The organism is Acidovorax sacchari (assembly GCF_042847045.1).
Classification (GTDB): domain Bacteria; phylum Pseudomonadota; class Gammaproteobacteria; order Burkholderiales; family Burkholderiaceae_C; genus Paracidovorax; species Paracidovorax sacchari.
In genome coordinates, this window is sequence record NZ_AP035783.1 from 1,495,289 (window position 1) to 1,518,102 (window position 22,814).

Genomic DNA, 22,814 nt, shown 5'->3' on the forward strand with positions numbered 1-22,814 from the left:
CTGGGCGCCAGCATCTCGTGTCGATCGACGACTGGTCGCGCGGGGATATCGAGAACCTGCTGGACGTGACGGAGGACATCCGCCGCCATCCGGGCGAATTCGCCTACAGCCTCGCGGGCTCGCTGGTCTGCACCGCGTTCTTCGAGCCCAGCACCCGCACCCGCCTGAGCTTCGAGGCGGCCGCGCACCGGCTGGGCGCGAAGGTGCTGAGCATGGGCGACATGCAGACCACCCGCATGGGCCTGGGCGAGAGCGCTTCCGACACCCTGCGCATGGCGGGCTACTACGCGGACTTGGTCGTGGCGCGGCACGCGCAGGACGGCATGGTGGAGCGCATGGCGCAGGCGCTCGACGTACCCGTGGTGAACGCGGGCGAAGGCCTGCACCGCCATCCGACGCAGACCCTGATCGACCTCTTCACCATGCGCAAGCACTTCGGCACCCTGGACGGCCTGCGCGTGGGCATCTGCGGGGGGCTGCGGTATTCCCGGGCGGCCAAGTCGCTGCTCGCCGGGCTGCGCGCCTTCCGCGACGTGCGGGTGCATGTGGTGGATGCGGTAGGCGACACCGAGGCGGCGCAGGCGCAATGCGACCCGCTGGCGCAGGTGGCGGGGACGGGCGCCCAGGAGCACGCCTGCGTGGCCGACATGCTGGGCCAGGTGGATGTGCTCTATGTCGTGCGCGTGCAGCGCGAGCAGTATCGCGAAGAGGCTTCCCACGGCGTGCAGCTGGATCGCTGCCGCGTCGATCGCCGCCTGCTGCAGGGCCTGCGGGGCGACCTGATGGTGATGCACTGCCTGCCTCGCGGCGCAGAACTCCCCGAAGACGTGGACGACACGCCCTTCAACCACTACTTCCGGCAGGCCGCCAATGGCGTGGCCGTGCGCATGGCGGTACTCCAGCGCTACCTGGGCCGGTTCCGCCTGACGACGGCAGCCCTGATGGGCGACCGGCTCCTGGACATCGCCCCCCCATCTTCCGCCAACAGGTCCGTCGCATGGTGATGCTATGGAGCGCCGCCCTCGCGGGCGTGGGCGGCATTGTCGGGATCGTCGCCGTCACGGTGGGCGGAGGCGTCACGCTCGGCGTGCCACTGCTGCTGCTGCTGGGCCATCCCGCCGCCACCGCGATCGCCACGGTCAAGTTCGCGCTGATCGGTTCCTTCGCCACGGGAGCGCTGGTGCATCGCCAGGACCAGCGCTCCGAGGTGGTCGTGCCCTGGTTGCTCTGGCCACTGTGCGTGGCAGGCTCTGTCACGGGTTCCCTGCTCGCCACCGGCATGGACGAGCGCCTGCTCAAGTTCCTCGTCGTCGCGCTCATGGCGGGTGTCCTCTGGATCACCTACCGCACCGACCTGTCGGCCAAAGGTGTCGCGCCGGGGGCGGGGGGCGCGCGCATGTCGGCCGGGGGCGTGGCCACCGTGTTCGCGCTGTGCGTGTATTCCGGGTTCTTTGGCGCGGGCTTCGGCACCTTCCTCATCTTCGCGCTCATGCATTTCTTCGGGCTCAGCTTCGTGCAGAGCGCCTCGGTCATGACGCGCATCAACCTGCTGGTCGTGGGCGCCTCGGTGAGTACCTTCGCCAGCAAGGGCGTGATCGACTTCCAGCTGGGCATTCCGCTGCTGCTGGGATGCGCGGTGGGCGGAATGATGGGCGCCTGGACCGCCAAGACCCTGTCGCCGCACCGCATGAAGGCGATGTTCCTGGTCTTCTCCATGCTGCTGGGCTCCAAACTTCTCTGGGACGCCATGGTTCCTGCCTGAAACCGGGCAACGCCCGAGACTGTCGCGCTCCGCTCCTCGGGGGAGTGCGCCATCCACCACCGATGCGGCAAAGATCACGATGGTGAGGGTAATTCCTCACCAGGGGTGATGCTGCGTGCAACGATGCTCTTGTCTTCCCCGCGCGGGGATGTACATCGTTTTCACGCAGTTACAAAAGGGATTGCCATGCATCGTCGAAACTGGTTCGGATTCGTGCTTCTTGCTGCCGCGGGCGGTGCCTGGGCCCAGGCCTATCCCTCCAAGCCCATCCGTCTGGTCGTGCCCTTTGCGCCGGGTGGCACCACCGACATCATCGCGCGCGTGATAGCCGACCCCCTGTCTCGCGCGCTGGGGCAGCCGGTGGTGGTGGAAAACAAGGCCGGCGGCGGTGGCATCGTCGGCGCGTCCGACACGGCCAAGGCGGCTCCGGACGGCTATTCGCTGGGCATCGCCACCGTATCCACCACGGCCGCCAACCCCGCGATCAACCCGCGCACGCCCTATAACCCGCTGACGGATTTCACGCCGATCATCAACATCGCCGCCACGCCGAACATCATCGCGGTGAATCCCAATTTCCCCGCCAAGGATTACCAGGGCTTCCTCGCGGAGGTCAAGAAGGTGCCGGGCAAGTATTCCTATTCTTCCTCCGGCACCGGTGGCATCGGCCATCTGCAGATGGAGCTCTACAAGAGCCTGACGCAGGTCTTCGTCACGCACATTCCCTACCGCGGCGCCGGGCCGGCGCTCAACGACACCGTGGCCGGCCAGGTGCCGATCATCTTCGACAACCTGCCGTCCACGCTGCCCTTCATCAAGGAGAACCGCCTGGTGCCCATCGTCGTGGCCGCGCCGCAGCGCGTGGCCGCGCTGCCCAATGTCCCGACCTTCAAGGAAATCGGCCTGGAGCCGGTGAACCGGATGGCCTACTACGGCATCCTCGGCCCGAAGGGCCTGCCGCGCGATGTGGTGGACAAGGTCAATGCGGGTGTGCGCAAGGCGCTGGAGGACCCGGCCGTGCGCAAGCGCATCGAGGACACGGGTTCGCTGATCGTCGGCAACACGCCCGAGCAGTTCGCCGAGCAGATCAAGGCGGAGTTCGATGTGTACAAGACGGTGGTGCAGAAGCAGAAGCTCTCGCTCGAATGACCCACGGGCCGGCCGCCCGGACGGGCGGTACCGGCGCCGGTGCGCGTGTTAACTTCGCGCCCCATGACCCTTTCGCCCGGCAGCCAGGCTGCCATCGATGCATTCATCGACGCCCTGTGGCTCGAAGACGGCCTCTCGCGCAATACGCTGGCGGCCTACCGCCGCGATCTCGCACTGTATGCGCAGTGGCTCGGGCAGCACATTCCCGATACCGCGGGCGCGCTGGACGCCACGGCCGAGCACCATCTGAAGGCCTATTTCGCGGCGCGCCACGCGCAAACGCGCGCCACGTCGGCCAACCGCCGGTTGACCGTGTTGCGGCGGTATTTCCAGTGGGCGCTGCGCGAGCGCCGCATCGCCGCCGATCCCACCGTGCGCCTGCAGGCGGCGCGGCAACCGCTGCGGGTGCCCAAGACCCTGTCGGCCGCGCAGGTCGAGGCCCTCCTGCAGGCCCCCGATACGTCCACCTCCCTGGGCCTGCGCGACCGCGCGATGCTGGAGCTCATGTATGCCAGCGGCCTGCGTGTGACCGAGCTCGTCACCCTGAAGACCTACCACGCCGGCCTGGCCGAGGGCGTGCTGCGGGTGATGGGCAAGGGCGGCAAGGAGCGCCTCGTGCCCTTCGGGGAGGTCGCGGCGCAATGGATGCAGCGGTACCTGGGTGAGGCCCGCGCGGACATCCTGGCAGGGCAGCAGACCGACGACCTGTTCGTGACCCGGCGCGGTGCCGGCATGACGCGCGCCATGTTCTGGGTGGTCGTGAAGAAACATGCCCAGGCGGCCGGGATCACCGTGCCGCTGTCGCCGCACACGCTGCGCCATGCCTTCGCCACGCACCTGCTCAACCACGGCGCGGACCTGCGGGTGGTCCAGCTGCTGTTGGGGCATGCGGACATTTCCACCACCACGATCTACACCCACGTGGCGCGGGAGCGGCTCAAGGCGCTGCATGCCCAGCACCATCCCCGGGGCTGAGGGCCGGTCCGCGCCCGGCGGCGAGCACAATCGCCGCTGCGTTCCGCATCCCTTCCCGTCTTTTTTCGTGTTTCCTGAAACGGTGGTTCCGATGATCGATTCGTTGTCGCGCAGGCGCGCGCTCCTTTTGTGTGCCTCGGCCCCGCTGGCCGCGGCTGCCCTGGCCCCGGCCCGTGGGCTGGCGCAGGGTTCCATGGCGGACTGGCCTGGCTCCCGGCCCATCCGCATCATCGTGGCCTACCCGGCCGGCGGTGTGAGCGACGTCGTGGCGCGCGCCCTCGGAGACCGGCTCTCGGCGCAACTGGGTACGCCCGTCATCGTGGACAACAAGGCGGGGGCGGGTGGCGCCATCGCCATGGATGCGGTAGCCAAGGCCCCCGCGGACGGCCATACGCTGGGCTTTTCGTCGATCAGCCCGCTGGTGCTGAGCCCGCACCTGGGCCGGTTGCCGTTCGATCCCGTCCGTGACATCGCCCCCGTGGCCAGCGTGATGGTGTCACCGGTGCTCCTGCTGGCCACGCCTGCCTGCACCGCCCGGGATTTCCCCGCATTGGTCGCGCAGGCCAAGGCGCGGCCCGGGGAGGTGCGCTGGGCGACCTCGGGGCAGGCGTCCCTCGGCCACATCATGCTCGAGCAGATCATGCAGGCGTCCGGGGCGAAGATCACGCACGTGCCCTACAAGGGCGGCGGCCAGCAGCTCAACGATGCGCTGAGTGGCCAGTTCGAGATCCTCTCCACCAACGCGGGTCCGGCGGTCGCCCAGCACATCCAGGGCGGCAAGCTGCGCGCCCTCGCCGTGGGGTCGCCGCAGCGCGTGGATGGCCTGCCCGGCACGCCCACCCTGGCCGAGCTGGGGATGCCGGCGGCCAACCTGAGCTCGCAGTTCGGCATCTTCGCGCCGGGCAAGACGCCGGCCGCGATCCTGGAGCGGCTCAATGCCGAGATCAACAAGGCCCTGGCATGGCCGGAACTGCGCGCCAGGCTGGTGGCGACGGGCAATGTGCCCCTGGGCGGTGCGTCCGCGGACTTCGCGCGGGAGATCGCCCGGGAATCCCAGGGCAATGCCGCGATCATCCGCGCGGCCCGCATCCAGCTCGACTGAGAGCGGCTGGTCAGCCCTCGCCCAGGCTTTCGGCCCAGGTCAGGGCCTGCAGGTGGGCCCAGTTGACCTGGCGGTTCGAGAGGTGCAGCGCCTCGGCGGCCCGGGCGAAGGCCACCTCGTCGCCGCTTTCGCAGGCCTTGGTGAGTTCGAGGAACGGAGCGAACACGCCGGTGTTGTGCAGCAGCGCATCGACCACCGGCTGCGGCAGGGCCACCGATTCGAGGGCCTTTTCCAGCGGTACGCCGAGCATGGTGTCCAGCAGGGAGAACACGCCCACCACGAAGGCGTTGTCGCACTCCTCGGGAGGCAGCAGTTCGGCGGCGAGCAGTTCCATCAGGCGTCCGCGCACGACGGCCGTCTGGCCCACCGCCGGGGGGGAGCCACCGGCGCGCGAGGTGGTCATCAGCAGCGCCGCCCAGCGGAAGAGCTTCTTGAGGCCGAGGATCATGACCGCGTGGCGGAACGAGGTGATCTCGCACGACAGTCCGAAGCCCGAGGAGTTGATGAAGCGCAGCAGGTTGAAGGACAGCGTGGGGTCCTTCTTGAGCAGGTCTTCGATCTCGGCCGTGCTGGCCTGCTTGCGCACCAGGTTGATGAGCTGGATGATCGTGGCCTGCGAGGGCCGGATGGTCTGGGCCTTCACGAGCGCGGGCTTGGCGAACCAGAAACCCTGGAACAGCTTCACGCCGAGTGCCGCCATGCGCTCGTGCTGCTCGGCGGTCTCCACCTTCTCGGCCACCAGCGTGGCCTGGCTGTTGGCGCGGGCGAATTTCACGAGCGGCTCGGCCAGTTCGGGCCGGAAGGCCTGCATGTCGAGCTTCACGAAGGCAGCCATCCGCAGCCAGCTGCCGTAGTTGCGGCGCAGCACGTTCTGGCTGAAGGCGAGGCGGAAGCCCCGGGTCCGCAGGGCTTCGAGGGTGGACAGGCGGCCTTCGATCTCCTCCACGGTGGCCGTCTCCGGCAGGGTGGGGACTTCCAGCACCACCTTCTCGGGGTGGATGAGTTCCAGGTGCCCGCCTGCAAGGCTTTCGTGCGTGCAGTTGATGAAGACCGTCTTCTTGCCCACCAGGGCCTCGGTGCCCGCGTAGGAGAGTGCATTGAACAGAAGCGCCGCGTCGCTGGCGGCGGTGTGCGCGTCGGAGGCGGTGGAGCGGTCGAAGAGCTCGTAGCCGAAGACGGCGCGGTGCTCGTCCACGATGGCCTGGCGCGCGATGATGGCCAGGTTGCCATCGTCCATCGGCGCGCCTTCCTGGGGCTGGGTGGGCTCGAAAGCGGGTGCGTTTTCGTTATTGCTCGACATGGGCGTGAAGAGAAGGTATGACCGGGCGGGTGGGGCCTTGGCAGGCTGCCACCTTACCACCAAGGACGGCACCTGCAAGCCGGTACCCCGCCGGCCGGCATGCGCGGGAGCATGAGCGGAGCGGCACGGCGGCTGGCAGCGGCATCGCGGCTCAGTCCGTCATCTGGTCGGCCCAGGCCAGGGCCTGCAGGTGGGCCCAGTTGATCTGCTGGCTGGTGAGGTGCAGCGTGGTGGCGGCCTGGTCGAAGAGGGCGTCGTCGCTCGACTCGCAGGCTTCGGCGAGGCGCAGCAGTTCTCCGAGCACGCCTTCGCGGCGCAGCAGGGCGGCGGCCACGGAGTCGGGCACGTGCAGCAGCCCGACCGCGGACTCCATGGGCATGCTGAGCATCACGTCCAGCATCGAGAAGATGCCCACCACGAAGGCCTGGTCGGCCTCTTCCTGGGACAGCGTTTCCTGGGCGACCAGTTCCATCAGCCGCCCGCGGACCACGGCGGTGTGGCCCACGGCCGCGGGAATGCCGCCGATCCGCGACGCGGTCAGCAGCAGCGCGGCCCAGCGGAAGAGCTTCTTGAGGCCCATCAGCATGACCGCCTGGCGGAACGAGGTGATTTCGCGGGTCAGGCCGAAGCCGGACGAATTGATGAGCCGCATCAGGTTGAAGGCCAGGCCCGCATCCTTCTTGAGGACTTCCTCGATCTCGTCGGTGCTGGCCTGCTGGCGCACGAGGTTGATGAGGTGGAGGATGTTGGTCTGCGATGGCGTCAGGAGCTTGGCCTCGACCACCGAGGGGCGCGAGAACCAGAAGCCCTGGAAGAGCTGCACGCCCATGCTGGACGCCATGTCGTACTGCTGGGCGGTCTCCACCTTTTCCGCGATGAGTTCGGCGCGCGAATGGCGGCCGGCGTACTTGACGAGCACGGCCAGCTGGTCGGGCGCCAGCAGCGAGAGATCGAGCTTGATGTAGTCGGCCAGCGGCAGCCAGGGGGCGTAGGCGGACTCCAGCACCGTGTGGTTGAAGGCCAGGTGGAACCCCCGCTCGCGCAGTGCCTGCAGGATCGGCAGGCGGGTTCCGACCTCGGCTGCGGCCGCATGGCCGAGCGGCGGGATCTCCAGCACCACCTTGTCCGGGTCCACCAGTTCGAGGTGGCCGCCCGCCAGGCTTTCGTGCGTGCAATTGACGAAGATGAGCTTCTTGCCCACCAGCTCTTCGGTGCCCGCGTGCGACAGGGCCGTGAAGACCAGGAAGACGTCGGTGGCCGCGGTATGCGCCACGCCCGCGCGCGAACGGTTGAACAGCTCGTAGCCGATCACGGAGTGCTGGCCGTTGACGATCGCCTGCCGGGCGATCATGGCGCCCGGCGCGGTGCCGGCCGGTCCCTGAGGGGTCATGGTGGGTGGGTTGGGATGCATGCCGGATGCGTGGACGAAAGCCGCCCCGCGGCATGCGGTGCGGGCGGGACCATTGTAGAAAATTCCCCGTATCCCCGGTTGTTCCCCGTCATTCGGACTGCAGCCAGAGCAGTTCCGCTTCGCTGAAGCCCGCCTGGCGGCGGGCGGCTTCGTTGAACGGGGGCTTCAGGCGCGGCGCTTCGTAGCGCCGTACGAGTTCGCCGTAGTGGCTTTCCGGGTCGAGCCCGCCGCGAGCGCACAGCCATCGGTACCAGTGGTTGCCGATGGCCACGTGGCCGACTTCCTCCCGCAGGATGACGTCGAGGATGGCGACGGCCGCCAGTGCGTCGGGCGTGCCCACCTGCGTGAGCTTGCGCTGGATCAGCGGCGTGGCATCGAGCCCGCGGGCTTCCAGCGTGCGGGGCACCAGTGCCATCCGCGCCACGATGTCGTGTGCGGTCTTCTCGCACATGGTCCACAGCCCCTGGTGGGCGGGAAAGTCGCCGTAGTCGTGGCCCATGTCCCGCAGGTGGGCGCGCAGCATCCGGAAGTGGGAGGCTTCCTCCGCGGCCACGCGCAGCCAGTCCCGGTAATAGTCCGGCGGCATGCCGGAAAAGCGCCAGACGGCATCGAGCGCCAGGTTGATCGCGTTGAATTCGATGTGGGCGATGGCGTGCAGCAGCACGGCCCGGCCGAGCGGCGTGGCGGGCGAGCGCCGGGCGACCTCCGTGTGGTGCCGCAGTTCCGGGCGGGCAGGGCGTCCGGGCAGTCCCTCCGGTGCCGGCGGCGCGGGGGCGTGCGGGTCCAGGGAATGGTCCGCGGCCGAGGCGTGCAACTCCAGCGCCCGGGCCGCCTTGTCCTCGGGATCGGTCAGGCACAGGACCTGCAGGGCACGGTGTCGAAGCTCCATACCTACAATTCTAGGTTTCCGCCCCCATGTGGAAGACCTGGGCGGCGCAGACCGATGCACAGGAGACAGACGATGGCGCTTTACGAACTCGACGGCATGACCCCCCGCGTGGCCGAATCGGCCTGGGTCGCGGGCAGCGCGGAGGTGATGGGCAACGTGGTGCTCGGCGAGGATGCCAGCATCTGGTTCGGCGCGGTGCTGCGCGGCGACAACGAGACACTTGCCATCGGCGCGGGCAGCAACGTGCAGGACGGCAGCGTGCTGCACTCCGACCCGGGCCAGCCGCTGACGCTGGGCGAGCGCGTGACGGTCGGCCACAAGGTCGTGCTGCATGGCTGCACCGTGGGCGACGAGTCGCTCATCGGCATCGGCGCCGTGGTGCTCAATGGTGCGAAGATCGGCCGCAACTGCCTCGTCGGCGCGGGCGCGCTGGTCACGGAAGGCAAGGAATTCCCGGACGGCTCGATGATACTGGGCAGTCCGGCCAAGGCCGTGAGGCAGCTCACGCCGGAACAGATCGAAGGCCTGCGCAGGAGCGCACAGGTCTATATCGCCAATGCCCGGCGTTTCCGGGCGGGGCTGCACCGCACGGGTTGAACCCCGGCGTCCGCAGCCCATTTGACAGCAGATGCAGAAAGACTCCAGGGTGTCAGAACTCCACAAGTTCCTCTTCGATGGCCTGCCGGTGCGCGGCATGATCGTCCGGCTCACGGATGCCTGGACCGAGATCCTCGCCCGCCGCTCCGGCAACAGCGCCACGGGCGCCTACCCGCCCGAAGTGCGCGAGCTGCTGGGCGAGATGGCGGCAGCCGGTGTGCTCATGCAGTCCAACATCAAGTTCAACGGTGCGCTGGTCCTGCAGGTCTTCGGCCACGGCCCGGTCAAGCTGGCCGTGGCCGAGGTGCAATCCGACCTCGGGCTGCGCGCCACTGCATCCATCCAGGGCGAGGTACCCGTGGGGGCGCGGCTGTCCGACATGGTGAATGCCGGGGGCGGCGGGCGCTGCGCGATCACGCTCGACCCGAAGGACCGGCTGCCGGGCCAGCAGCCGTACCAGGGCGTGGTGCCGCTGCATGGCGACCGGCACGAGAAGCTGGAAAAGCTCAGCGATGTGCTGCAGCACTACATGCTGCAGTCCGAGCAGCTCGACACCACGCTGGTGCTCGCGGCGGACGACAAGGTGGCGGCCGGCCTGCTCATCCAGCGCATGCCCATCAAGGGGGAAGGCAACCTCGCCGGCACCGAGCTCAGCCATAGCGAGAACGAGGACCAGATCGGCCGCAACGAGGACTACAACCGCATCGCCACGCTGGCCGCGAGCCTCACGCGCGAGGAACTGCTGTCGCTGGACGTGGACACCGTGCTGCGCCGCCTCTTCTGGGAGGAAAAGCTGCTGCGCTTCGTGCCGAAGGAAGGGGTGGACGGCCCGCGCTTCGCCTGCACCTGCAGCCGGGAGCGCGTCAGCTCCATGCTGCGCAGCCTGGGGCCTGAAGAGGCCGAGAGCATCCTCTCCGAGCGCGGGGAGATCGAGGTGGCCTGCGAGTACTGCGGACAGCAATACCGGTTCGATGCGGTGGACGCCGCACAGATCTTCACCAGCGCCGCGGAACTGGCCCCGGGAACGAAGGCGGTTCAGTAGGGGCGCTGCGGTCGCCGCTCAGCCCGCAGCCGTAGGGGTGAGCAGGCGCTGGAACAGCCGGTGTTCGCATTCCGGGTCGCTGCATTTCTCGCACGACCATGCGAGCGCAGGCCGTGCAGCGCCCGGAGGCCGGAGGCGTTCCGGCGTGGCAGCGCCTCCCAGCAGGAGTGCGTGCCGCAGCCGTGCATCGGCATTCCCGTAGAACACATGGTGGCCCCAGCCCAGGGCCTGCAGCAGGCCCCGCAGGGCCGCGTCATGGGTTTCCTGGCGACGGGCTTCGCCCGGGGGCAGCATGTCCAGCCCCATCAGCCAGGCCTGCGTGCAGCCGCTCTCGCGCAGTGCCTGCAAGGCCCCGGGGGCGTCGCAGGGATCCAGTCCCGCCAGCACGAGGCGTATCCGCGCAGCCGGCCAGGCCGCATGCTCCCGCACTGCGGCCACCAGCGCCGCGGCGCCCGTGCCCGGCGCGCCCAGCACGGCAATGTGCGTGACGGTCGTCGGGGCGGGGGCTTGCATGTCGGTGGCGGGAAGGCGCTCAGCGGGGCGCCACGTGCACATAGACCTCGTTGGGCTTGACCATGCCCAGTTCGCTGCGCGCCTTCTCCTCGACCATGTCGAGACCATCGCGCAGGTCGCTCACTTCCGAAGCCAGTCGCTCGTTCTCCTGGCGGGCGCGGTCGTTGGCCTGTTTCTGCGCCGCGATCCGTTCCTTCATCTCCTGCACGTGGCCGATGCTGCCGCGGCCCGTCCAGAGCTGCGTCTGGACGGCCACGAGCAGGAGCAGCAGCACCAGGGGAACGATACGGGGATTCATGGTGCGCTGGCGCTGCGGGAACGTGGATCGGAAGGGCGCGGGGCCGGTACGGAACCGGGTTCAGCCCGGGTCAGCGCAGGTTGTAGAACGCAGCGCGGCCGGGGTAGTGGGCGATGTCGCCCAGGTCTTCCTCGATGCGCAGCAGCTGGTTGTACTTCGCGATGCGGTCCGAGCGCGACAGCGAACCGGTCTTGATCTGGCCGGCGTTGGTGCCCACCGCGATGTCGGCGATGGTGGAGTCTTCCGTCTCGCCCGAGCGGTGCGAGATCACGGCCGTGTAGCCCGCGCGCTTGGCCATCTCGATGGCGGCGAAGGTTTCGGTCAGCGTGCCGATCTGGTTGATCTTGATGAGGATCGAGTTGCCGATGCCCTTGTCGATGCCTTCCTTCAGAATCTTGGTGTTGGTGACGAACAGGTCGTCGCCCACCAGCTGCACGTTCTTGCCCAGGCGCTCGGTCAGGTGCTTCCAGCCGTCCCAGTCGCCTTCGGCCATGCCGTCCTCGATGGAGATGATGGGGTACTTGTCCACCCAGGTGGCCAGCATGTCGGTCCATTGCTGGGCCGTCAGGCGGATGCCGCCTTCGCCTTCCAGCACGTAGTGGCCGTCCTTGTAGAACTCGCTGGCGGCGCAGTCCAGGCCCAGGGCGATCTGCTCGCCGGCCGTGTAGCCCGCGGCGTCGATGGCCTGCAGGATCAGCTGGATGGCGGCCTCGTGGTTCTCGACGCTGGGGGCGAAACCGCCCTCGTCGCCGACGGCGGTGCTCATGCCCTTGTCGTTGATGATCTTCTTCAGGGCGTGGAACACTTCCGCGCCCCAGCGCACGGCCTCGCGGAAGCTCGGCGCGCCCACGGGGATGATCATGAATTCCTGCAGATCCAGGCTGTTGTTGGCATGCGCGCCCCCGTTGATGACGTTCATCATCGGCACGGGCAGCTGCAGGCCGCCCATGCCGCCCAGGTAGCGGTACAGCGGCAGGCCGGATTCCTCTGCGGCGGCGCGGGCCACGGCCATGGACACGGCCAGCATGGCGTTCGCGCCCAGGCGGCTCTTGTTGTCGGTGCCGTCCAGGTCGATCAGCGTCTTGTCCAGGAAGGCCTGCTCGGAGGCATCCAGGCCCAGCACGGCCTCGGAAATCTCGGTGTTGATGTGTTCGACGGCCTTCAGCACGCCCTTGCCCAGGTAGCGGCTCTTGTCGCCGTCGCGCAGTTCGATGGCTTCGCGGCTGCCGGTGGAGGCGCCGGAGGGCACGGCCGCGCGGCCCATCACGCCCGACTCCAGCAGCACGTCGCACTCGACGGTGGGGTTGCCGCGGCTGTCCAGCACTTCGCGGCCGACGATATCAACGATGGCACTCATGGATTTCCTTTGAGGAGTTTGATGACGGGGGGCAGTCACGGGCAGGGCGCCGAAGGAAGGCGCGCCGCGCGTGCGGCTGCAACATCGGGATGGCGGGCGGGCAATGGCGCGGGGCCGGGCCGGAAGGCCTCACACCCCTTCGACGCACACCATGCGCATGACGGCCGCGCCCAGGCGCGCGGACTTCGCCTGCTGATACTCGGCGGATTCGTAGAAGGCGCGGGCGGCCTCCATGGTGGGGAATTTCAGGACCACCGTGCGGCCCGGATTCCAGTCGCCCTCGAGCACTTCCACGCGGCCCCCGCGCACGCACACTTCGGCGCCATGCACCTGCATGGCCTGCGTGCTGAGGCGGCGGTACTCGTTGTACTGCTCGGGGTTGGTGACGGTGACGGACGCGATGATGTAGGCGCTGCTCATGGTTTGTCTCAGGCTGCGAAGTCGTTTTCGAGAAAGCCGTTCCGCTTGGTGACGGAATCCAGGGCGACCAGGGTTTCCAGCAGCGCCTTCATGTGCTTGAGCGGCACCGCGTTGGGACCGTCCGAGAGGGCGTTGCTGGGATCGGGGTGCGTTTCCATGAAGAGGCCGGCCACGCCCACGGCCACGGCCGCGCGCGCCAGCACCGGCACCATTTCGCGCTGGCCGCCGCTGCTGGTGCCCTGGCCGCCCGGCAGCTGCACGCTGTGCGTGGCGTCGAACACCACGGGCGCGCCCGTCTCGCGCATGATGGCCAGGCCGCGCATGTCGGAGACGAGGTTGTTGTAGCCGAAGCTCGCGCCGCGCTCGCAGGCCATGAAGCTGTCTTCCGGCAGGCCCTTCTCGCGCGCGGCGGCGCGGGCCTTGTCGATGACGTTCTTCATGTCGTGGGGCGCGAGGAACTGCCCCTTCTTGATGTTCACGGGCTTGCCCGACTGCGCCACGGCGCGGATGAAGTCGGTCTGGCGGCACAGGAACGCCGGCGTCTGCAGCACGTCCACCACCTTGGCGGCCTCGATGATGTCGTCCTCGGTGTGCACGTCGGTCAGCACGGGCACCTCCAGTTCGCGGCGGATCCTGGCCAGGATCTCCAGGCCCTTCTCGCGGCCGGGGCCGCGGAAGCTCGTGCCCGAGGAGCGGTTGGCCTTGTCGAAGCTGCTCTTGAAGATGAACGGGATGCCCAGTGCCGCCGTGGTTTCCTTCAGGCGCCCAGCCACGTCCATCTGCAGCTGTTCGGACTCGATGACGCAGGGACCTGCGATGAGGAAGAAGGGCCGGTCGAGGCCGGCGTCGAAGCCGCAGAGTTTCATGGAAGGTGCCTTGGGGAGAGGTGCCGGCGCCTCAGGAGGCAGCGGCGGCGGGCAGTGCGGGCTGGCGGCTCTTCTGGTGCTCGATCGCCGCCTTGATGAAGGCGTTGAAGAGCGGATGGCCGTCCCACGGGGTGGACTTGAATTCGGGGTGGAACTGCACGCCGATGAACCACGGATGCACCTCGCGCGGGAGCTCGACGATCTCGGTGAGCTGCTCGCGCTGCGTGAGCGCGGAGATCACGAGGCCCGCCTTGCGGAGCTGGTCGAGGTAGTTCACGTTCGCCTCGTACCGGTGGCGGTGGCGCTCGGTGACGATGTTGCCGTAGATCTCGTGCGCCAGCGTGCCGGAGGCGATGTCGGAGCTTTGCGCGCCCAGGCGCATGGTGCCACCCAGGTCGGAGGTCTCGCTGCGCGTCTGGATGGTGCCGTCGGCGTCCTTCCATTCGGTGATCAGCGCGATCACGGGGTGCGGCGTGGCGGCGTCGAACTCGGTGCTGTTGGCGTTCGCCAGGCCCGCCACATGGCGCGCATATTCGATGGTGGCCACCTGCATGCCCAGGCAGATGCCCAGGTAGGGCACCTTCTGCTCGCGGGCGTAGCGCGCCGTGCAGATCTTGCCTTCCACGCCGCGCGCGCCGAAGCCGCCGGGCACCAGGATGGCATCGTACTTGGCGAGCTTCTCGGCCGCATCGCCCGGAGCGATGGTCTCGGAATCGACGTGCTCGATCTTCACGCGCACGTGGTTCTTCATGCCCGCGTGGCGCAGCGCCTCGTTCACCGACTTGTAGCTGTCGGACAGATCGACGTACTTGCCCACCATGGCGATGGTGACCTCGCCCTGCGGATGCTCGGTCTCGTACACGAGCTGGTCCCAGCGCTTGAGGCTGGTGGGCGGCGTGTTCAGGCGCAGCTTGTCGCAGATCAGGCCGTCCAGGCCCTGCTCGTGCAGCATGCGGGGCACCTTGTAGATGGTGTCCACGTCCCACATGCTGATCACGCCCCATTCGGCCACATTGGTGAACAGGGATATCTTGCCGCGCTCCTCGTCGGGGATGCGGCGGTCTGCGCGGCAGAGCAGGGCGTCGGGCTGGATGCCGATCTCGCGCAGCTTCTGCACCGTGTGCTGGGTGGGCTTGGTCTTGAGTTCGCCGGCCGCCGCGATGTAGGGCAGGTAGGTGAGGTGGACGAACGCGGAATTGTTCGGTCCCATGCGCAGGCTCATCTGGCGCACGGCTTCGAGGAAGGGCAGGGATTCGATGTCGCCCACCGTGCCGCCGATCTCTACGATGGCCACGTCCACCGCGTCGTCGGTTCCGATGCCCGCGCCGCGCTTGACGTATTCCTGGATCTCGTTGGTGACGTGCGGGATCACCTGCACCGTCTTGCCCAGGTAGTCGCCGCGGCGCTCCTTCTCCAGCACGGACTGGTAGATGCGGCCCGTGGTGAAGTTGTTGGTCTTCTTCATGCGCGTTTCGATGAAACGCTCATAGTGGCCGAGGTCGAGGTCGGTCTCGGCGCCGTCGTCGGTGACGAACACTTCGCCGTGCTGGAACGGGGACATGGTGCCCGGATCCACGTTGATGTACGGGTCGAGCTTGATGAGGGTGACTTTGAGGCCGCGCGATTCGAGGATCGCAGCAAGGGAGGCTGAGGCGATTCCCTTGCCCAGGGAAGACACCACACCGCCGGTGACGAAGACAAATTTGGTCATGTCTTTTTATGGTGGTGGGAAATCGGGATTATAGAGGCCGGCCCATCCACGCCCGGCCGCCCCGGCGCCTTCCCCCTGCACCGTGGCGGGGCGTCTGCTAAATTGCTCGCCCATGAACGAACTGGCGGGCAAACACATTCTCCTGGGCCTTTCGGGCGGCGTCGCCTGCTACAAATCGGCCGAGCTGGTGCGCCTGCTCGCCAAGGCCGGCGCCACCGTGCAGGTGGTCATGACCGAGGCGGCCGAGCGGTTCATCACGCCCGTCACCATGCAGGCGCTCACGGGCCGCGCGGTCTACACCTCGCAGTGGGACGCGCGCGAGCCCAACAACATGCCGCACATCAACCTGGGCCGCGAGGCGGATGCGATCCTGATCGCCCCCTGCAGTGCCGATTTCGTCGCCCGGCTGGCGCAGGGCCGGTCCGACGAACTGCTCAGCCTGCTGTGCCTCGCACGGCCCGCGCAGCGCGTGCCGCTGCTGCTCGCGCCGGCGATGAACCGCGAGATGTGGGCACACCCCGCCACGCAGCGCAACCTGGCGCAGGTCGCTGCCGACGGCGCCGTGGTGCTGGGCGTGGGCACGGGCGACCAGGCCTGCGGCGAGACGGGCGACGGCCGCATGCTGGAACCCGCGGAGCTGCTGGAGGAACTGACGGCCTTCTTCGCGCCGAGGCTGCTCGCGGGGCATCGCGTGCTGGTCACGGCCGGACCGACCTTCGAGGCGATCGACCCGGTACGCGGCATCACCAACCTCTCGAGCGGCAAGATGGGATTCGCCATCGCGCGTGCGGCCCGCGAGGCGGGAGCCGATGTGGATCTGGTCGCCGGCCCCGTGCACCTGCCCACGCCGCGTGGCGTGCGCCGCGTGGACGTGCGGTCGGCGAGGGACATGCTGCAGGCCTGCACCGCGCTCGCCCCGCAGGCATCCATCTTCGTGGCGACAGCGGCCGTCGCGGACTGGCGCCCGGCGGAAGCCGCCACGCGCAAGATCAAGAAGGACGGTTCGGGAGCCGTCCCGGCGCTCGCCTTCGTGGAGAACCCCGACATCCTGGCGACCATCGCGGCCTCCGACCGCGCGCGCGGCGGGGCGCTCTACTGCGTGGGCTTCGCGGCCGAGAGCGACCACCTGCTGGAGCACGCCACGGCCAAGCGCGCACGCAAAGGCGTGCCCCTGCTGGTCGGCAACATCGGTCCCGAGACCTTCGGACAGGACGACAATGCCCTGCTGCTGGTGGACGCCGAAGGCCACCGCACGCTGCCCCGCGCCACCAAGCGCGAACTGGCGCAGCAGCTCGTGGCGGACATCGCCCGCCGGCTGGCAGCGGCCTGAAGGTCTCGCCGGGATGGCGCGCCGGGGGCTGGTACCCCGGAGTGTTGCGCCCTCGCATCATTGATTGAAAGCATTTGTGAAAATCGACGTCAAGATCCTCGACGCGCGCATGGCGGAGCAGTTGCCCGCCTACGCCACGCCCGGCAGTGCCGGCCTCGACCTGCGGGCCTGCCTGGATGCCCCGCTGACCCTGGAGCCCAACGCCTGGCAGCTCGTGCCCACGGGCATCGCCATCTACCTGAAGGACCCGGGCTACGCCGCGCTGATCCTGCCGCGCTCGGGCCTGGGCCACAAGCACGGCATCGTGCTGGGCAACCTGGTCGGCCTCATCGACAGCGATTACCAGGGACAGTTGATGGTCAGCGCCTGGAACCGCAGCGACACCGCCTTCACCCTGCAGCCGATGGAGCGGCTGGCCCAGCTCGTGATCGTGCCGGTGGTGCAGGCACAGTTCAATGTGGTGCAGGAATTTCCGGCCACGGCGCGTGGCGAGAACGGTTACGGCTCCACGGGCAAGGTGTAGGTATCGTCCTATCCGTCCGGGGCGATGGTGCCTACGGCGGCCGCGGCCATCGCCCGTCGCGTGCCGCGGCCGGCCCCATGCTCCAATGGGTTGACCGGCGGGGCCAGAGCCTTGTCCATTTCCGCAAGAAGGAGTCGAACATGCTGAAGTTTTCCCGCACCACCGCTGCGATCGCCACCGTGGCCCTCGCCGGTGCCCTGGGCGCCTGCGCCGAGCAGCCGCGCTACGGTTCGCAGTATCCCGGCCAGCCCACGTATTCGAGCTACCCGTCTTCCGCGCCTGCCGGCATGGAATACGGCACGGTGACCAACATCGAAATGCTGCAGGGCCGCAGCGGCAACAGCGGCGTGGGTGTCGGCACCGTGGCCGGCGCCGTGATCGGCGGCGTGCTGGGCAACCAGGTGGGCAAGGGCACCGGCCGTGCGGCGGCCACCGTGCTCGGCGCCGTCGGCGGCGGCGTGGTGGGCAACCAGATCGAGAACCGCAACAGCAACAACGATGGCCGCGCCGAGGGATACCGGATCACGGTACAGCTCGACCAGGGCGGCCAGCGCGCCTACGACGTGGGCTCCCCCGGCGACCTGCGCCCCGGCGACCGCGTTCGCCTGAACGGCGGCCAGATCTCGCGCATGTGACGCACCGGCGCCCGCAGGGCAGCCGCCGCGGCACGCCCTCAACGGAAAAAGGACCCTCGGGTCCTTTTTTCATGGGCGTGCGTCTGCGGTTCAGTGCAGCAGCGGCGCGTCCGTGTCCGTGTCCGGCGGCTGGATGCGGAAGAAGCCGGTGCCGGCGGTGCCGCGTCCGATTTCCTCCTCCGTGGCTTCCCGCACGCCCTGCACGGTGAGGTGCAGGCGCAGCGCGATGCCGGCGAGCGGATGGTTGCCATCCAGCACCACGTGCTCGGGGTAGAGCTGGGTCACGGTGTAGAGCACGTCCCGCGGCGCGTCCGGGTTGGAGCCTTCGGGCAGGGCACTGCCCTCGATGGTCATGCCTTCCTCGATGTCTGCCGGGAAGCGGCTGCGGGGTTCGAGAAACAGCAATTGGTCCTGGTAGTCGCCGAAAGCCTCCTCGGGTTCCAGGTGCAGCGCGAGGGTGTCGCCCGTTGTGTGGCCCTGCAGCGCCTCTTCGATGCGGGCGAACAGGTCGTCGCCGCCGACGAGGAATTCCACCGGGTCATCGAGCACGTCCAGCTCCTCGCCCAATGTGTCTTTCAGGATCCAGGTCAAGGCGACCACGCATTGTTGGTTGATTTCCATAGGAGAATTGTCGCAGTTCGTCCACCGGCCGCGCCATCGGCGCGTGCGCCTTCCGCTTTCCCCATGGATACCCACACCCCCCTCGCCCTGCTGGGCGGAATCACCCCCGCGCAATTCATGCGCCGCCATTGGCAGAAAAAGCCCTTGCTGGTGCGCCAGGCCATCGCCCGGTTCACCCCGCCCGTGGGCCGCGCGGAGCTTTTCGCGCTGGCCGCCCGGGAGACCGTGGAGTCCCGCCTGGTGCAGCAGAAGAAGGGGGGCTGGAGCCTGCGGCACGGCCCCTTCGCGCGCCGCGCGCTGCCCCCCCTCGCCACACCCGACTGGACGCTGCTGGTACAGGGCGTGGACCTGCACGACGATGCCGTGCATGCGCTGCTGCAGCAGTTCCGATTCGTGCCGCAGGCCCGGCTGGACGACCTGATGATCAGCTACGCCACCGACGGCGGCGGCGTGGGGCCGCACTTCGACAGCTACGACGTGTTCCTGCTGCAGGCCCATGGCCGGCGGCGCTGGCGCATCGGGCGGCAGAAGGACCTCGCGCTCAAGGACGGCATCCCGCTCAAGATCCTGGAGAATTTCGAGCCCGAGCAGGAGTTCGTGCTGGAGCCTGGCGACATGCTCTACCTGCCGCCGCGCTGGGCGCACGACGGCATCGCCGAGGGCGAGTGCATGACCTATTCCATCGGCTTCCGTTCGCCGTCGCGCACGGGCCTCGCGCAGGACCTGCTCACCCGCCTGTCGGACGGGCCGGAGGAAGAGGGCGCGCTCTCGCCGCACCTGTACCGTGATCCCGCTCAGGATGCGGCGGACCGCCCCGGGGAGATTCCCGCCGCGCTGCTGGACTTCGCGCGCGATGCCCTGGCGCGGGCCCTGGCCGAGCCGCTGGCCGTGGAGCGCGCGCTGGGCGAGAGCCTGACCGAGCCCAAGCCCAACGTCTGGTTCGAGCCCGGGGATCCGGATGCGGACGTGGCACAGGGTGTGCGCCTGGACCGGCGCACGCGCATGATGTACGACGCGCGCCATGTCTTCATCAACGGCGAGAGCTATCTCGCCGGCGGCCGGGACGCCACGCTCATGCGGCGCCTGGCCGACCGGCGCGAACTCGCCGCGCGCGACATGGCGCGGGCCAGCGAGGATGCGCTGGAACTGCTGGCGTCGTGGTGCGACGCCGGCTGGGTGCACGCGACGCCCGCTGGATAGGCCGGGCAGGCTGCTCGCCGCCCGCGGAGCCTTTGGCGCGGACTGCCGCGCGGTTCGAACAAGGAGGTCGTCCATGGATTTCTCCCAGGCCCCGAGTGGCGAGGCGCCATTGCCGTCCGGCCGTTTCGAGGGTCGGCGCGACTTCGACGGCGGGGTGCGCGCCGCCCTGGCGTGCGCCGCCCGCGAGGGCTGGCAGGAACTGGTGCTGTGCGATTTCGACTTCCACGACTGGCCGCTGGGGGACCGCGACGTGGAGGCCTCGCTGCATGCATGGGCTGCGCGGGGGCGCCGGATGACGCTGCTGGCCGCCAGCTACGACGAGGTGGTCCGGCGCCATGCGCGCTTCGTGCGCTGGCGTGGCACCTGGGACCACATCGTGGAATGCCGCAAGGCGCCCGCGAGGGAGCGGCAGGAGCTGCCCGGCGTGCTGTGGTCCGGCCGCTGGGTGCTGCAGAGGCTGGATGCAGAGCGCTGCACCGGCGTGGCCGGCAGCGAGCCCGAGCGCCGCGTGCAGGTCCGGCAGGCACTGGACGAATGGCTGCGGCGCAGCACGCCTGCCTTTCCCGCGACGACGCTCGGACTATGACATCGCTCAGCCCGGGCTGTCGGTGTTCGTCCGTATTGACGCAATCTCCCTATAATTTGCGGTTGCTGTCTGGGAGTGCATAGCGCACTTCAAGCGCCACGGGGTGCATCGCGCCCGGCCAAAGCGCATCGCTGAAAGAGGGCGGCGTGGCGGCAAATTCCAAGATCCGTCTGTCCCATAGGAAAAAACCGAAATGAAGAACTCTCTCGTTCTGGCTGCCCTGGTCGCGTCCGTCGCTCTCGCCGCCTGCGGCAAGAAGGAAGAAGCCCCGGCTCCGGCCCCGGCTCCCGTCGAAGCTCCGGCCCCGGCTCCCGCTCCCGTGCCCGCACCGGCCGAAGCACCTGCTTCCGACGCTTCGGCTCCTGCCGCAGCCGCTGCTGCAGAAGCCTCCGCTCCCGCCAGCGATGCCGCCAAGGCCGCTGCAGACGCCGCTGCAGCCGCTGCAGCAGGTGGTGCTTCCGCCGCCAAGTAAGCTGCCACACCGCCTCCCGCCGCCGGGCCACCAGCCTGCGGCGAAAGGCCGGCACGAAAGCCCCGTACCGCAAGGTCGGGGCTTTTTTTTCGGCCCGCTCAGGAGAATGTCAGGCCCACCCGCCGATCCAGGCGGTGCCGCTGCGCTGGTCCGCCACCTCGATACGGGCAGGTTCCCAGCCGATGGCCTCGGCGAGCGCGGCACGGGCGAGGTCCGGGCGGTTGTTCTGGGCGCTGAGGTGGGCCGCGGCCACGCTGCGCAGGCCATCGTGCCGCACCGCGCGCAGGATCTCCGCCGCCACGTGGTTGCCCAGGTGCCCGTAGGCGCCGCCGATGCGCCGCTTCAGGAAGGCGGGATAGCTGGAGACGGAGAGCATCTCGCGGTCGTGGTTGCTCTCCAGCAGTAGGGCATGGCAACCGCGCAGGTGGGCAAGCACATGCTCCGTGGCATGGCCCAGGTCCGTGAGCAAACCGATGTGGGTGGCTCCGTCGCTGCAGCGCAGGTGCAGCGGCTCGCGCGCATCGTGCGGCACGGTGAAGGGGCGGGCCTCGAACGCACCCAGGTCGATGGATTCGCCGTCCGCGGTGAGGTGCAGCAGCCCGTCCAGGTCCGGCGCGCCGATGGCCTCATGGGTGCCGTGGCTCATCCAGGCGGGAATGCGGTGGCGCAGGGCGATCTTCTGCAGGCCGGCCACGTGGTCGGAATGCTCGTGGGTGATGAAGATCGCGTCGATGTCGTCGATCGCGAGGCCGGCCTCGCCGAGGCGGCCGGCCAGCTGACGCGGACCCAGCCCGCAATCGACGAGCAGGCGCCGCACCTGCGTGCCGCAGCGCCCCTCGACGATGGTGGCATTGCCCGAGCTGCCGCTGCCCAGGTTCTTGAAGCGCAGCACGCGGTCCGTCGCTCCTCAGCAGGCGGCAACGCCGGTCACTTCAGGTCGTCGGCGAGCACGCGGACGATGCGGTCCGCGTTGGCCGAGCTCTCGGGTGCACCCGCGGCATTGAGCACCGCGACCGTGCTCTTGCCGCCTTCGGTGCGCACCTGGATGCGGTACTTGACGGGCGGCGCGGCATCAGCCGAGCGGCCCAGCAGCTTGGCGAAGAAGCCGGGGTCCTTCTTCTCGGTGGGCTCGACATAGCGCACGGAGTACACACCCTGGGCGCGGTCGCGCTCCTCGACGGTGAAGCCCGTGCGGTCGAGCGCCAGCCCGACGCGGCGCCATGCGCGGTCGAAGCTCTCGTCGAGCTCCACCACGGGCGCGTTGCCCACCCGGCCGATGCGTGCGGTCGGCGGCGGCTGGATCGGAGCGGCCGCCACGGCGCGGGACTCTTCCTGGCTCACGCCGAGCTTGACCATCAGGCGGCGCAGGAATTCGGTTTCCAGTTCAGGATCGACCGGGCGGGGCTGCCAGATGGTGCTGTCCTTCTGGGAGGTGGTGTAGACCTCGACCATGCCGCGGTGGCTGATGTAGATCTCGGTGGAGCCGTCGGCGCCGCGCTCCAGGCGGGTGCGGAACTTGTCGCGCTCGCCCGTGGAATAGACGGAGTCGAAGATCTTGCCGATGGTGGAGCGGATGATGTCCTGCGGCAGCTTGGCGCGGTTCTCGGCCCAGTCGGTTTCCATGATGCCGAGGTTGGGCTGGTCGATCGTGAGCACGAAACCGTTTTCGTTCCAGAAGTCGCGCACCGGCTCCCAGAGCGCATCGGCGGGGCGCTTCACCACCAGCCAGCGCTGGTTGCCGTCGCGCTCGATGCGCACGTCGCCCAGCGATTTGGCGGCGGCATTGACCGTGCCGGGCTGCCTTTGCGCCTGGCCGGCCTCGAAGGCCGCGGCCGACACCACGCCGCCCGCCACCGTGTAGCGCGAATCGCGCGACAGCTGCGTCAGGTCGGGCGGCACTTCGAGGGTCGAGCCCTTGGTGGCGCTCTTGTAGTCGATCTTGTCGTTGTCCAGGATGGACGTGGAGCAGGCGGACAAGGCCATGGCAAGGCCCAGCAGGCCCAGGCGGTTGATAGCGTTCACGCAAAAATCCTTTGAGGGAGTCTCTGGAGGCGG

Annotated in this window: 25 protein-coding genes; 13 read left to right on the forward strand and 12 right to left on the reverse strand. The window is 68.8% G+C overall.

The annotated features are described in order from the left end of the window. Positions 1–17: 17 nt before the first annotated feature. From pyrB to ACGHC0_RS06770, 5 genes are all read left to right on the forward strand, one after another. Positions 18–1,004, forward strand: coding sequence for an aspartate carbamoyltransferase (gene pyrB / locus ACGHC0_RS06750; RefSeq protein ID WP_368354540.1), 987 nt, complete (start codon positions 18–20; stop codon positions 1,002–1,004). Beyond that, positions 998–1,762, forward strand: coding sequence for a sulfite exporter TauE/SafE family protein (locus tag ACGHC0_RS06755; RefSeq protein WP_415267750.1), 765 nt, complete (start codon positions 998–1,000; stop codon positions 1,760–1,762). The genes pyrB and ACGHC0_RS06755 overlap by 7 nt, the downstream gene beginning before the upstream one ends. A 186-nt stretch (positions 1,763–1,948) precedes the next feature. Then, positions 1,949–2,911, forward strand: a complete 963-nt coding sequence (locus tag ACGHC0_RS06760; RefSeq protein ID WP_368354542.1) for a tripartite tricarboxylate transporter substrate binding protein BugE — start codon at positions 1,949–1,951, stop codon at positions 2,909–2,911. Between the two features lie 63 nt (positions 2,912–2,974). Next, positions 2,975–3,886, forward strand: coding sequence for a site-specific tyrosine recombinase XerD (xerD, locus tag ACGHC0_RS06765; RefSeq protein ID WP_368354543.1), 912 nt, complete (start codon positions 2,975–2,977; stop codon positions 3,884–3,886). A gap of 91 nt (positions 3,887–3,977) precedes the next feature. Beyond that, entirely contained in the window at positions 3,978–4,988 is a 1,011-nt protein-coding gene (locus ACGHC0_RS06770) for a Bug family tripartite tricarboxylate transporter substrate binding protein (protein ID WP_415267751.1), read from the forward strand. 10 nt (positions 4,989–4,998) lie between these two features. On the opposite strand, the gene ACGHC0_RS06775 is transcribed toward ACGHC0_RS06770, so the two are convergent. From ACGHC0_RS06775 to ACGHC0_RS06785, 3 genes are all read right to left on the reverse strand, one after another. Next, positions 4,999–6,288: an EAL and HDOD domain-containing protein gene (locus ACGHC0_RS06775; RefSeq protein WP_415267752.1), complete on the reverse strand. Its 1,290-nt coding sequence runs from the start codon at positions 6,286–6,288 to the stop codon at positions 4,999–5,001. Positions 6,289–6,439: 151 nt separating this feature from the next. Then, the gene (locus ACGHC0_RS06780; RefSeq protein ID WP_368354546.1) at positions 6,440–7,678 is read right to left on the reverse strand and encodes an EAL and HDOD domain-containing protein; all 1,239 of its coding nucleotides are present in this window, start codon (positions 7,676–7,678) and stop codon (positions 6,440–6,442) included. A gap of 109 nt (positions 7,679–7,787) precedes the next feature. Further along, entirely contained in the window at positions 7,788–8,588 is an 801-nt protein-coding gene (locus tag ACGHC0_RS06785) for a ferritin-like domain-containing protein (protein ID WP_368354547.1), read from the reverse strand. Between the two features lie 72 nt (positions 8,589–8,660). Between ACGHC0_RS06785 and ACGHC0_RS06790 the strand changes: the two genes are divergently transcribed. Then, positions 8,661–9,185, forward strand: a complete 525-nt coding sequence (locus tag ACGHC0_RS06790) for a gamma carbonic anhydrase family protein (RefSeq protein WP_013593786.1) — start codon at positions 8,661–8,663, stop codon at positions 9,183–9,185. A gap of 31 nt (positions 9,186–9,216) precedes the next feature. Beyond that, positions 9,217–10,227, forward strand: a complete 1,011-nt coding sequence (locus ACGHC0_RS06795; protein WP_415267753.1) for an Hsp33 family molecular chaperone HslO — start codon at positions 9,217–9,219, stop codon at positions 10,225–10,227. A gap of 18 nt (positions 10,228–10,245) precedes the next feature. Here ACGHC0_RS06795 and ACGHC0_RS06800 read toward each other — a convergent pair whose 3' ends face one another. The 6 genes from ACGHC0_RS06800 to ACGHC0_RS06825 all read right to left on the reverse strand — a co-directional run bounded on the left by ACGHC0_RS06800 (position 10,246) and on the right by ACGHC0_RS06825 (position 15,392). Further along, positions 10,246–10,740, reverse strand: a complete 495-nt coding sequence (locus ACGHC0_RS06800; RefSeq protein ID WP_368354548.1) for a hypothetical protein — start codon at positions 10,738–10,740, stop codon at positions 10,246–10,248. A 19-nt stretch (positions 10,741–10,759) separates the two neighbouring features. Continuing rightward, the gene (locus ACGHC0_RS06805) at positions 10,760–11,038 is read right to left on the reverse strand and encodes a septum formation initiator family protein (RefSeq protein ID WP_013593789.1); all 279 of its coding nucleotides are present in this window, start codon (positions 11,036–11,038) and stop codon (positions 10,760–10,762) included. Positions 11,039–11,108: 70 nt separating this feature from the next. Next, positions 11,109–12,395, reverse strand: a complete 1,287-nt coding sequence (eno, locus tag ACGHC0_RS06810) for a phosphopyruvate hydratase (RefSeq protein WP_368354549.1) — start codon at positions 12,393–12,395, stop codon at positions 11,109–11,111. Positions 12,396–12,524: 129 nt separating this feature from the next. Continuing rightward, entirely contained in the window at positions 12,525–12,815 is a 291-nt protein-coding gene (locus ACGHC0_RS06815; protein WP_415267754.1) for a DUF1330 domain-containing protein, read from the reverse strand. Between the two features lie 8 nt (positions 12,816–12,823). Next, entirely contained in the window at positions 12,824–13,681 is an 858-nt protein-coding gene (gene kdsA / locus ACGHC0_RS06820; protein ID WP_368354550.1) for a 3-deoxy-8-phosphooctulonate synthase, read from the reverse strand. Between the two features lie 31 nt (positions 13,682–13,712). Beyond that, positions 13,713–15,392, reverse strand: a complete 1,680-nt coding sequence (locus ACGHC0_RS06825; RefSeq protein ID WP_415267755.1) for a CTP synthase — start codon at positions 15,390–15,392, stop codon at positions 13,713–13,715. Between the two features lie 112 nt (positions 15,393–15,504). On the opposite strand from ACGHC0_RS06825, the gene coaBC reads away from it, so the two are divergent. The 3 genes from coaBC to ACGHC0_RS06840 all read left to right on the forward strand — a co-directional run bounded on the left by coaBC (position 15,505) and on the right by ACGHC0_RS06840 (position 17,880). Then, the gene (gene coaBC / locus ACGHC0_RS06830) at positions 15,505–16,722 is read left to right on the forward strand and encodes a bifunctional phosphopantothenoylcysteine decarboxylase/phosphopantothenate--cysteine ligase CoaBC (RefSeq protein WP_415267756.1); all 1,218 of its coding nucleotides are present in this window, start codon (positions 15,505–15,507) and stop codon (positions 16,720–16,722) included. A 76-nt stretch (positions 16,723–16,798) separates the two neighbouring features. After that, positions 16,799–17,245, forward strand: a complete 447-nt coding sequence (dut, locus tag ACGHC0_RS06835; RefSeq protein WP_368354553.1) for a dUTP diphosphatase — start codon at positions 16,799–16,801, stop codon at positions 17,243–17,245. A 140-nt stretch (positions 17,246–17,385) separates the two neighbouring features. Next, positions 17,386–17,880, forward strand: coding sequence for a glycine zipper 2TM domain-containing protein (locus ACGHC0_RS06840; protein WP_368354554.1), 495 nt, complete (start codon positions 17,386–17,388; stop codon positions 17,878–17,880). 90 nt (positions 17,881–17,970) lie between these two features. Here the strand turns inward: ACGHC0_RS06840 and ACGHC0_RS06845 are convergent, their stop codons facing one another. Continuing rightward, on the reverse strand, positions 17,971–18,501 hold the full coding sequence (locus tag ACGHC0_RS06845; RefSeq protein WP_415267757.1) for an FKBP-type peptidyl-prolyl cis-trans isomerase: 531 nt from the start codon (positions 18,499–18,501) through the stop codon (positions 17,971–17,973). 63 nt (positions 18,502–18,564) lie between these two features. Here ACGHC0_RS06845 and ACGHC0_RS06850 point away from each other — a divergent pair, with 63 nt between their 5' ends. The 3 genes from ACGHC0_RS06850 to ACGHC0_RS06860 all read left to right on the forward strand — a co-directional run bounded on the left by ACGHC0_RS06850 (position 18,565) and on the right by ACGHC0_RS06860 (position 20,759). Then, positions 18,565–19,701: a JmjC domain-containing protein gene (locus ACGHC0_RS06850; protein WP_368354556.1), complete on the forward strand. Its 1,137-nt coding sequence runs from the start codon at positions 18,565–18,567 to the stop codon at positions 19,699–19,701. 73 nt (positions 19,702–19,774) lie between these two features. Continuing rightward, positions 19,775–20,287 carry a hypothetical protein gene (locus ACGHC0_RS06855; RefSeq protein WP_415267758.1) on the forward strand — a complete coding sequence of 171 codons (513 nt, stop codon included), beginning with the start codon at positions 19,775–19,777 and terminating at the stop codon, positions 20,285–20,287. A 193-nt stretch (positions 20,288–20,480) separates the two neighbouring features. Further along, complete coding sequence (locus tag ACGHC0_RS06860; protein WP_041827273.1) at positions 20,481–20,759, forward strand: hypothetical protein; 279 nt, start codon at positions 20,481–20,483, stop codon at positions 20,757–20,759. Positions 20,760–20,868: 109 nt separating this feature from the next. Here ACGHC0_RS06860 and ACGHC0_RS06865 read toward each other — a convergent pair whose 3' ends face one another. Beyond that, complete coding sequence (locus ACGHC0_RS06865) at positions 20,869–21,651, reverse strand: MBL fold metallo-hydrolase (protein WP_368354558.1); 783 nt, start codon at positions 21,649–21,651, stop codon at positions 20,869–20,871. Positions 21,652–21,686: 35 nt separating this feature from the next. After that, on the reverse strand, positions 21,687–22,781 hold the full coding sequence (gene bamC / locus ACGHC0_RS06870) for an outer membrane protein assembly factor BamC (protein WP_013593801.1): 1,095 nt from the start codon (positions 22,779–22,781) through the stop codon (positions 21,687–21,689). Positions 22,782–22,814 lie beyond the last annotated feature (33 nt).

Excerpts from the sequence above, each read along its gene's own strand:
- ACGHC0_RS06755 (WP_415267750.1), top strand. The coding sequence starts at position 998 with ATGGTGATGCTATGGAGCGCCGCCCTCGCGGGCGTGGGCGGCATTGTC.
- ACGHC0_RS06760 (WP_368354542.1), top strand. The coding sequence starts at position 1,949 with ATGCATCGTCGAAACTGGTTCGGATTCGTGCTTCTTGCTGCCGCGGGC.
- xerD (WP_368354543.1), top strand. The coding sequence starts at position 2,975 with ATGACCCTTTCGCCCGGCAGCCAGGCTGCCATCGATGCATTCATCGAC.
- ACGHC0_RS06770 (WP_415267751.1), top strand. The coding sequence starts at position 3,978 with ATGATCGATTCGTTGTCGCGCAGGCGCGCGCTCCTTTTGTGTGCCTCG.
- ACGHC0_RS06775 (WP_415267752.1), bottom strand. The coding sequence starts at position 6,288 with ATGTCGAGCAATAACGAAAACGCACCCGCTTTCGAGCCCACCCAGCCC.
- ACGHC0_RS06780 (WP_368354546.1), bottom strand. The coding sequence starts at position 7,678 with ATGACCCCTCAGGGACCGGCCGGCACCGCGCCGGGCGCCATGATCGCC.
- ACGHC0_RS06785 (WP_368354547.1), bottom strand. The coding sequence starts at position 8,588 with ATGGAGCTTCGACACCGTGCCCTGCAGGTCCTGTGCCTGACCGATCCC.
- ACGHC0_RS06790 (WP_013593786.1), top strand. The coding sequence starts at position 8,661 with ATGGCGCTTTACGAACTCGACGGCATGACCCCCCGCGTGGCCGAATCG.
- ACGHC0_RS06795 (WP_415267753.1), top strand. The coding sequence starts at position 9,217 with ATGCAGAAAGACTCCAGGGTGTCAGAACTCCACAAGTTCCTCTTCGAT.
- ACGHC0_RS06800 (WP_368354548.1), bottom strand. The coding sequence starts at position 10,740 with ATGCAAGCCCCCGCCCCGACGACCGTCACGCACATTGCCGTGCTGGGC.
- ACGHC0_RS06805 (WP_013593789.1), bottom strand. The coding sequence starts at position 11,038 with ATGAATCCCCGTATCGTTCCCCTGGTGCTGCTGCTCCTGCTCGTGGCC.
- eno (WP_368354549.1), bottom strand. The coding sequence starts at position 12,395 with ATGAGTGCCATCGTTGATATCGTCGGCCGCGAAGTGCTGGACAGCCGC.
- ACGHC0_RS06815 (WP_415267754.1), bottom strand. The coding sequence starts at position 12,815 with ATGAGCAGCGCCTACATCATCGCGTCCGTCACCGTCACCAACCCCGAG.
- kdsA (WP_368354550.1), bottom strand. The coding sequence starts at position 13,681 with ATGAAACTCTGCGGCTTCGACGCCGGCCTCGACCGGCCCTTCTTCCTC.
- ACGHC0_RS06825 (WP_415267755.1), bottom strand. The coding sequence starts at position 15,392 with ATGACCAAATTTGTCTTCGTCACCGGCGGTGTGGTGTCTTCCCTGGGC.
- coaBC (WP_415267756.1), top strand. The coding sequence starts at position 15,505 with ATGAACGAACTGGCGGGCAAACACATTCTCCTGGGCCTTTCGGGCGGC.
- ACGHC0_RS06840 (WP_368354554.1), top strand. The coding sequence starts at position 17,386 with ATGCTGAAGTTTTCCCGCACCACCGCTGCGATCGCCACCGTGGCCCTC.
- ACGHC0_RS06845 (WP_415267757.1), bottom strand. The coding sequence starts at position 18,501 with ATGGAAATCAACCAACAATGCGTGGTCGCCTTGACCTGGATCCTGAAA.
- ACGHC0_RS06850 (WP_368354556.1), top strand. The coding sequence starts at position 18,565 with ATGGATACCCACACCCCCCTCGCCCTGCTGGGCGGAATCACCCCCGCG.
- ACGHC0_RS06855 (WP_415267758.1), top strand. The coding sequence starts at position 19,775 with ATGGATTTCTCCCAGGCCCCGAGTGGCGAGGCGCCATTGCCGTCCGGC.
- ACGHC0_RS06860 (WP_041827273.1), top strand. The coding sequence starts at position 20,481 with ATGAAGAACTCTCTCGTTCTGGCTGCCCTGGTCGCGTCCGTCGCTCTC.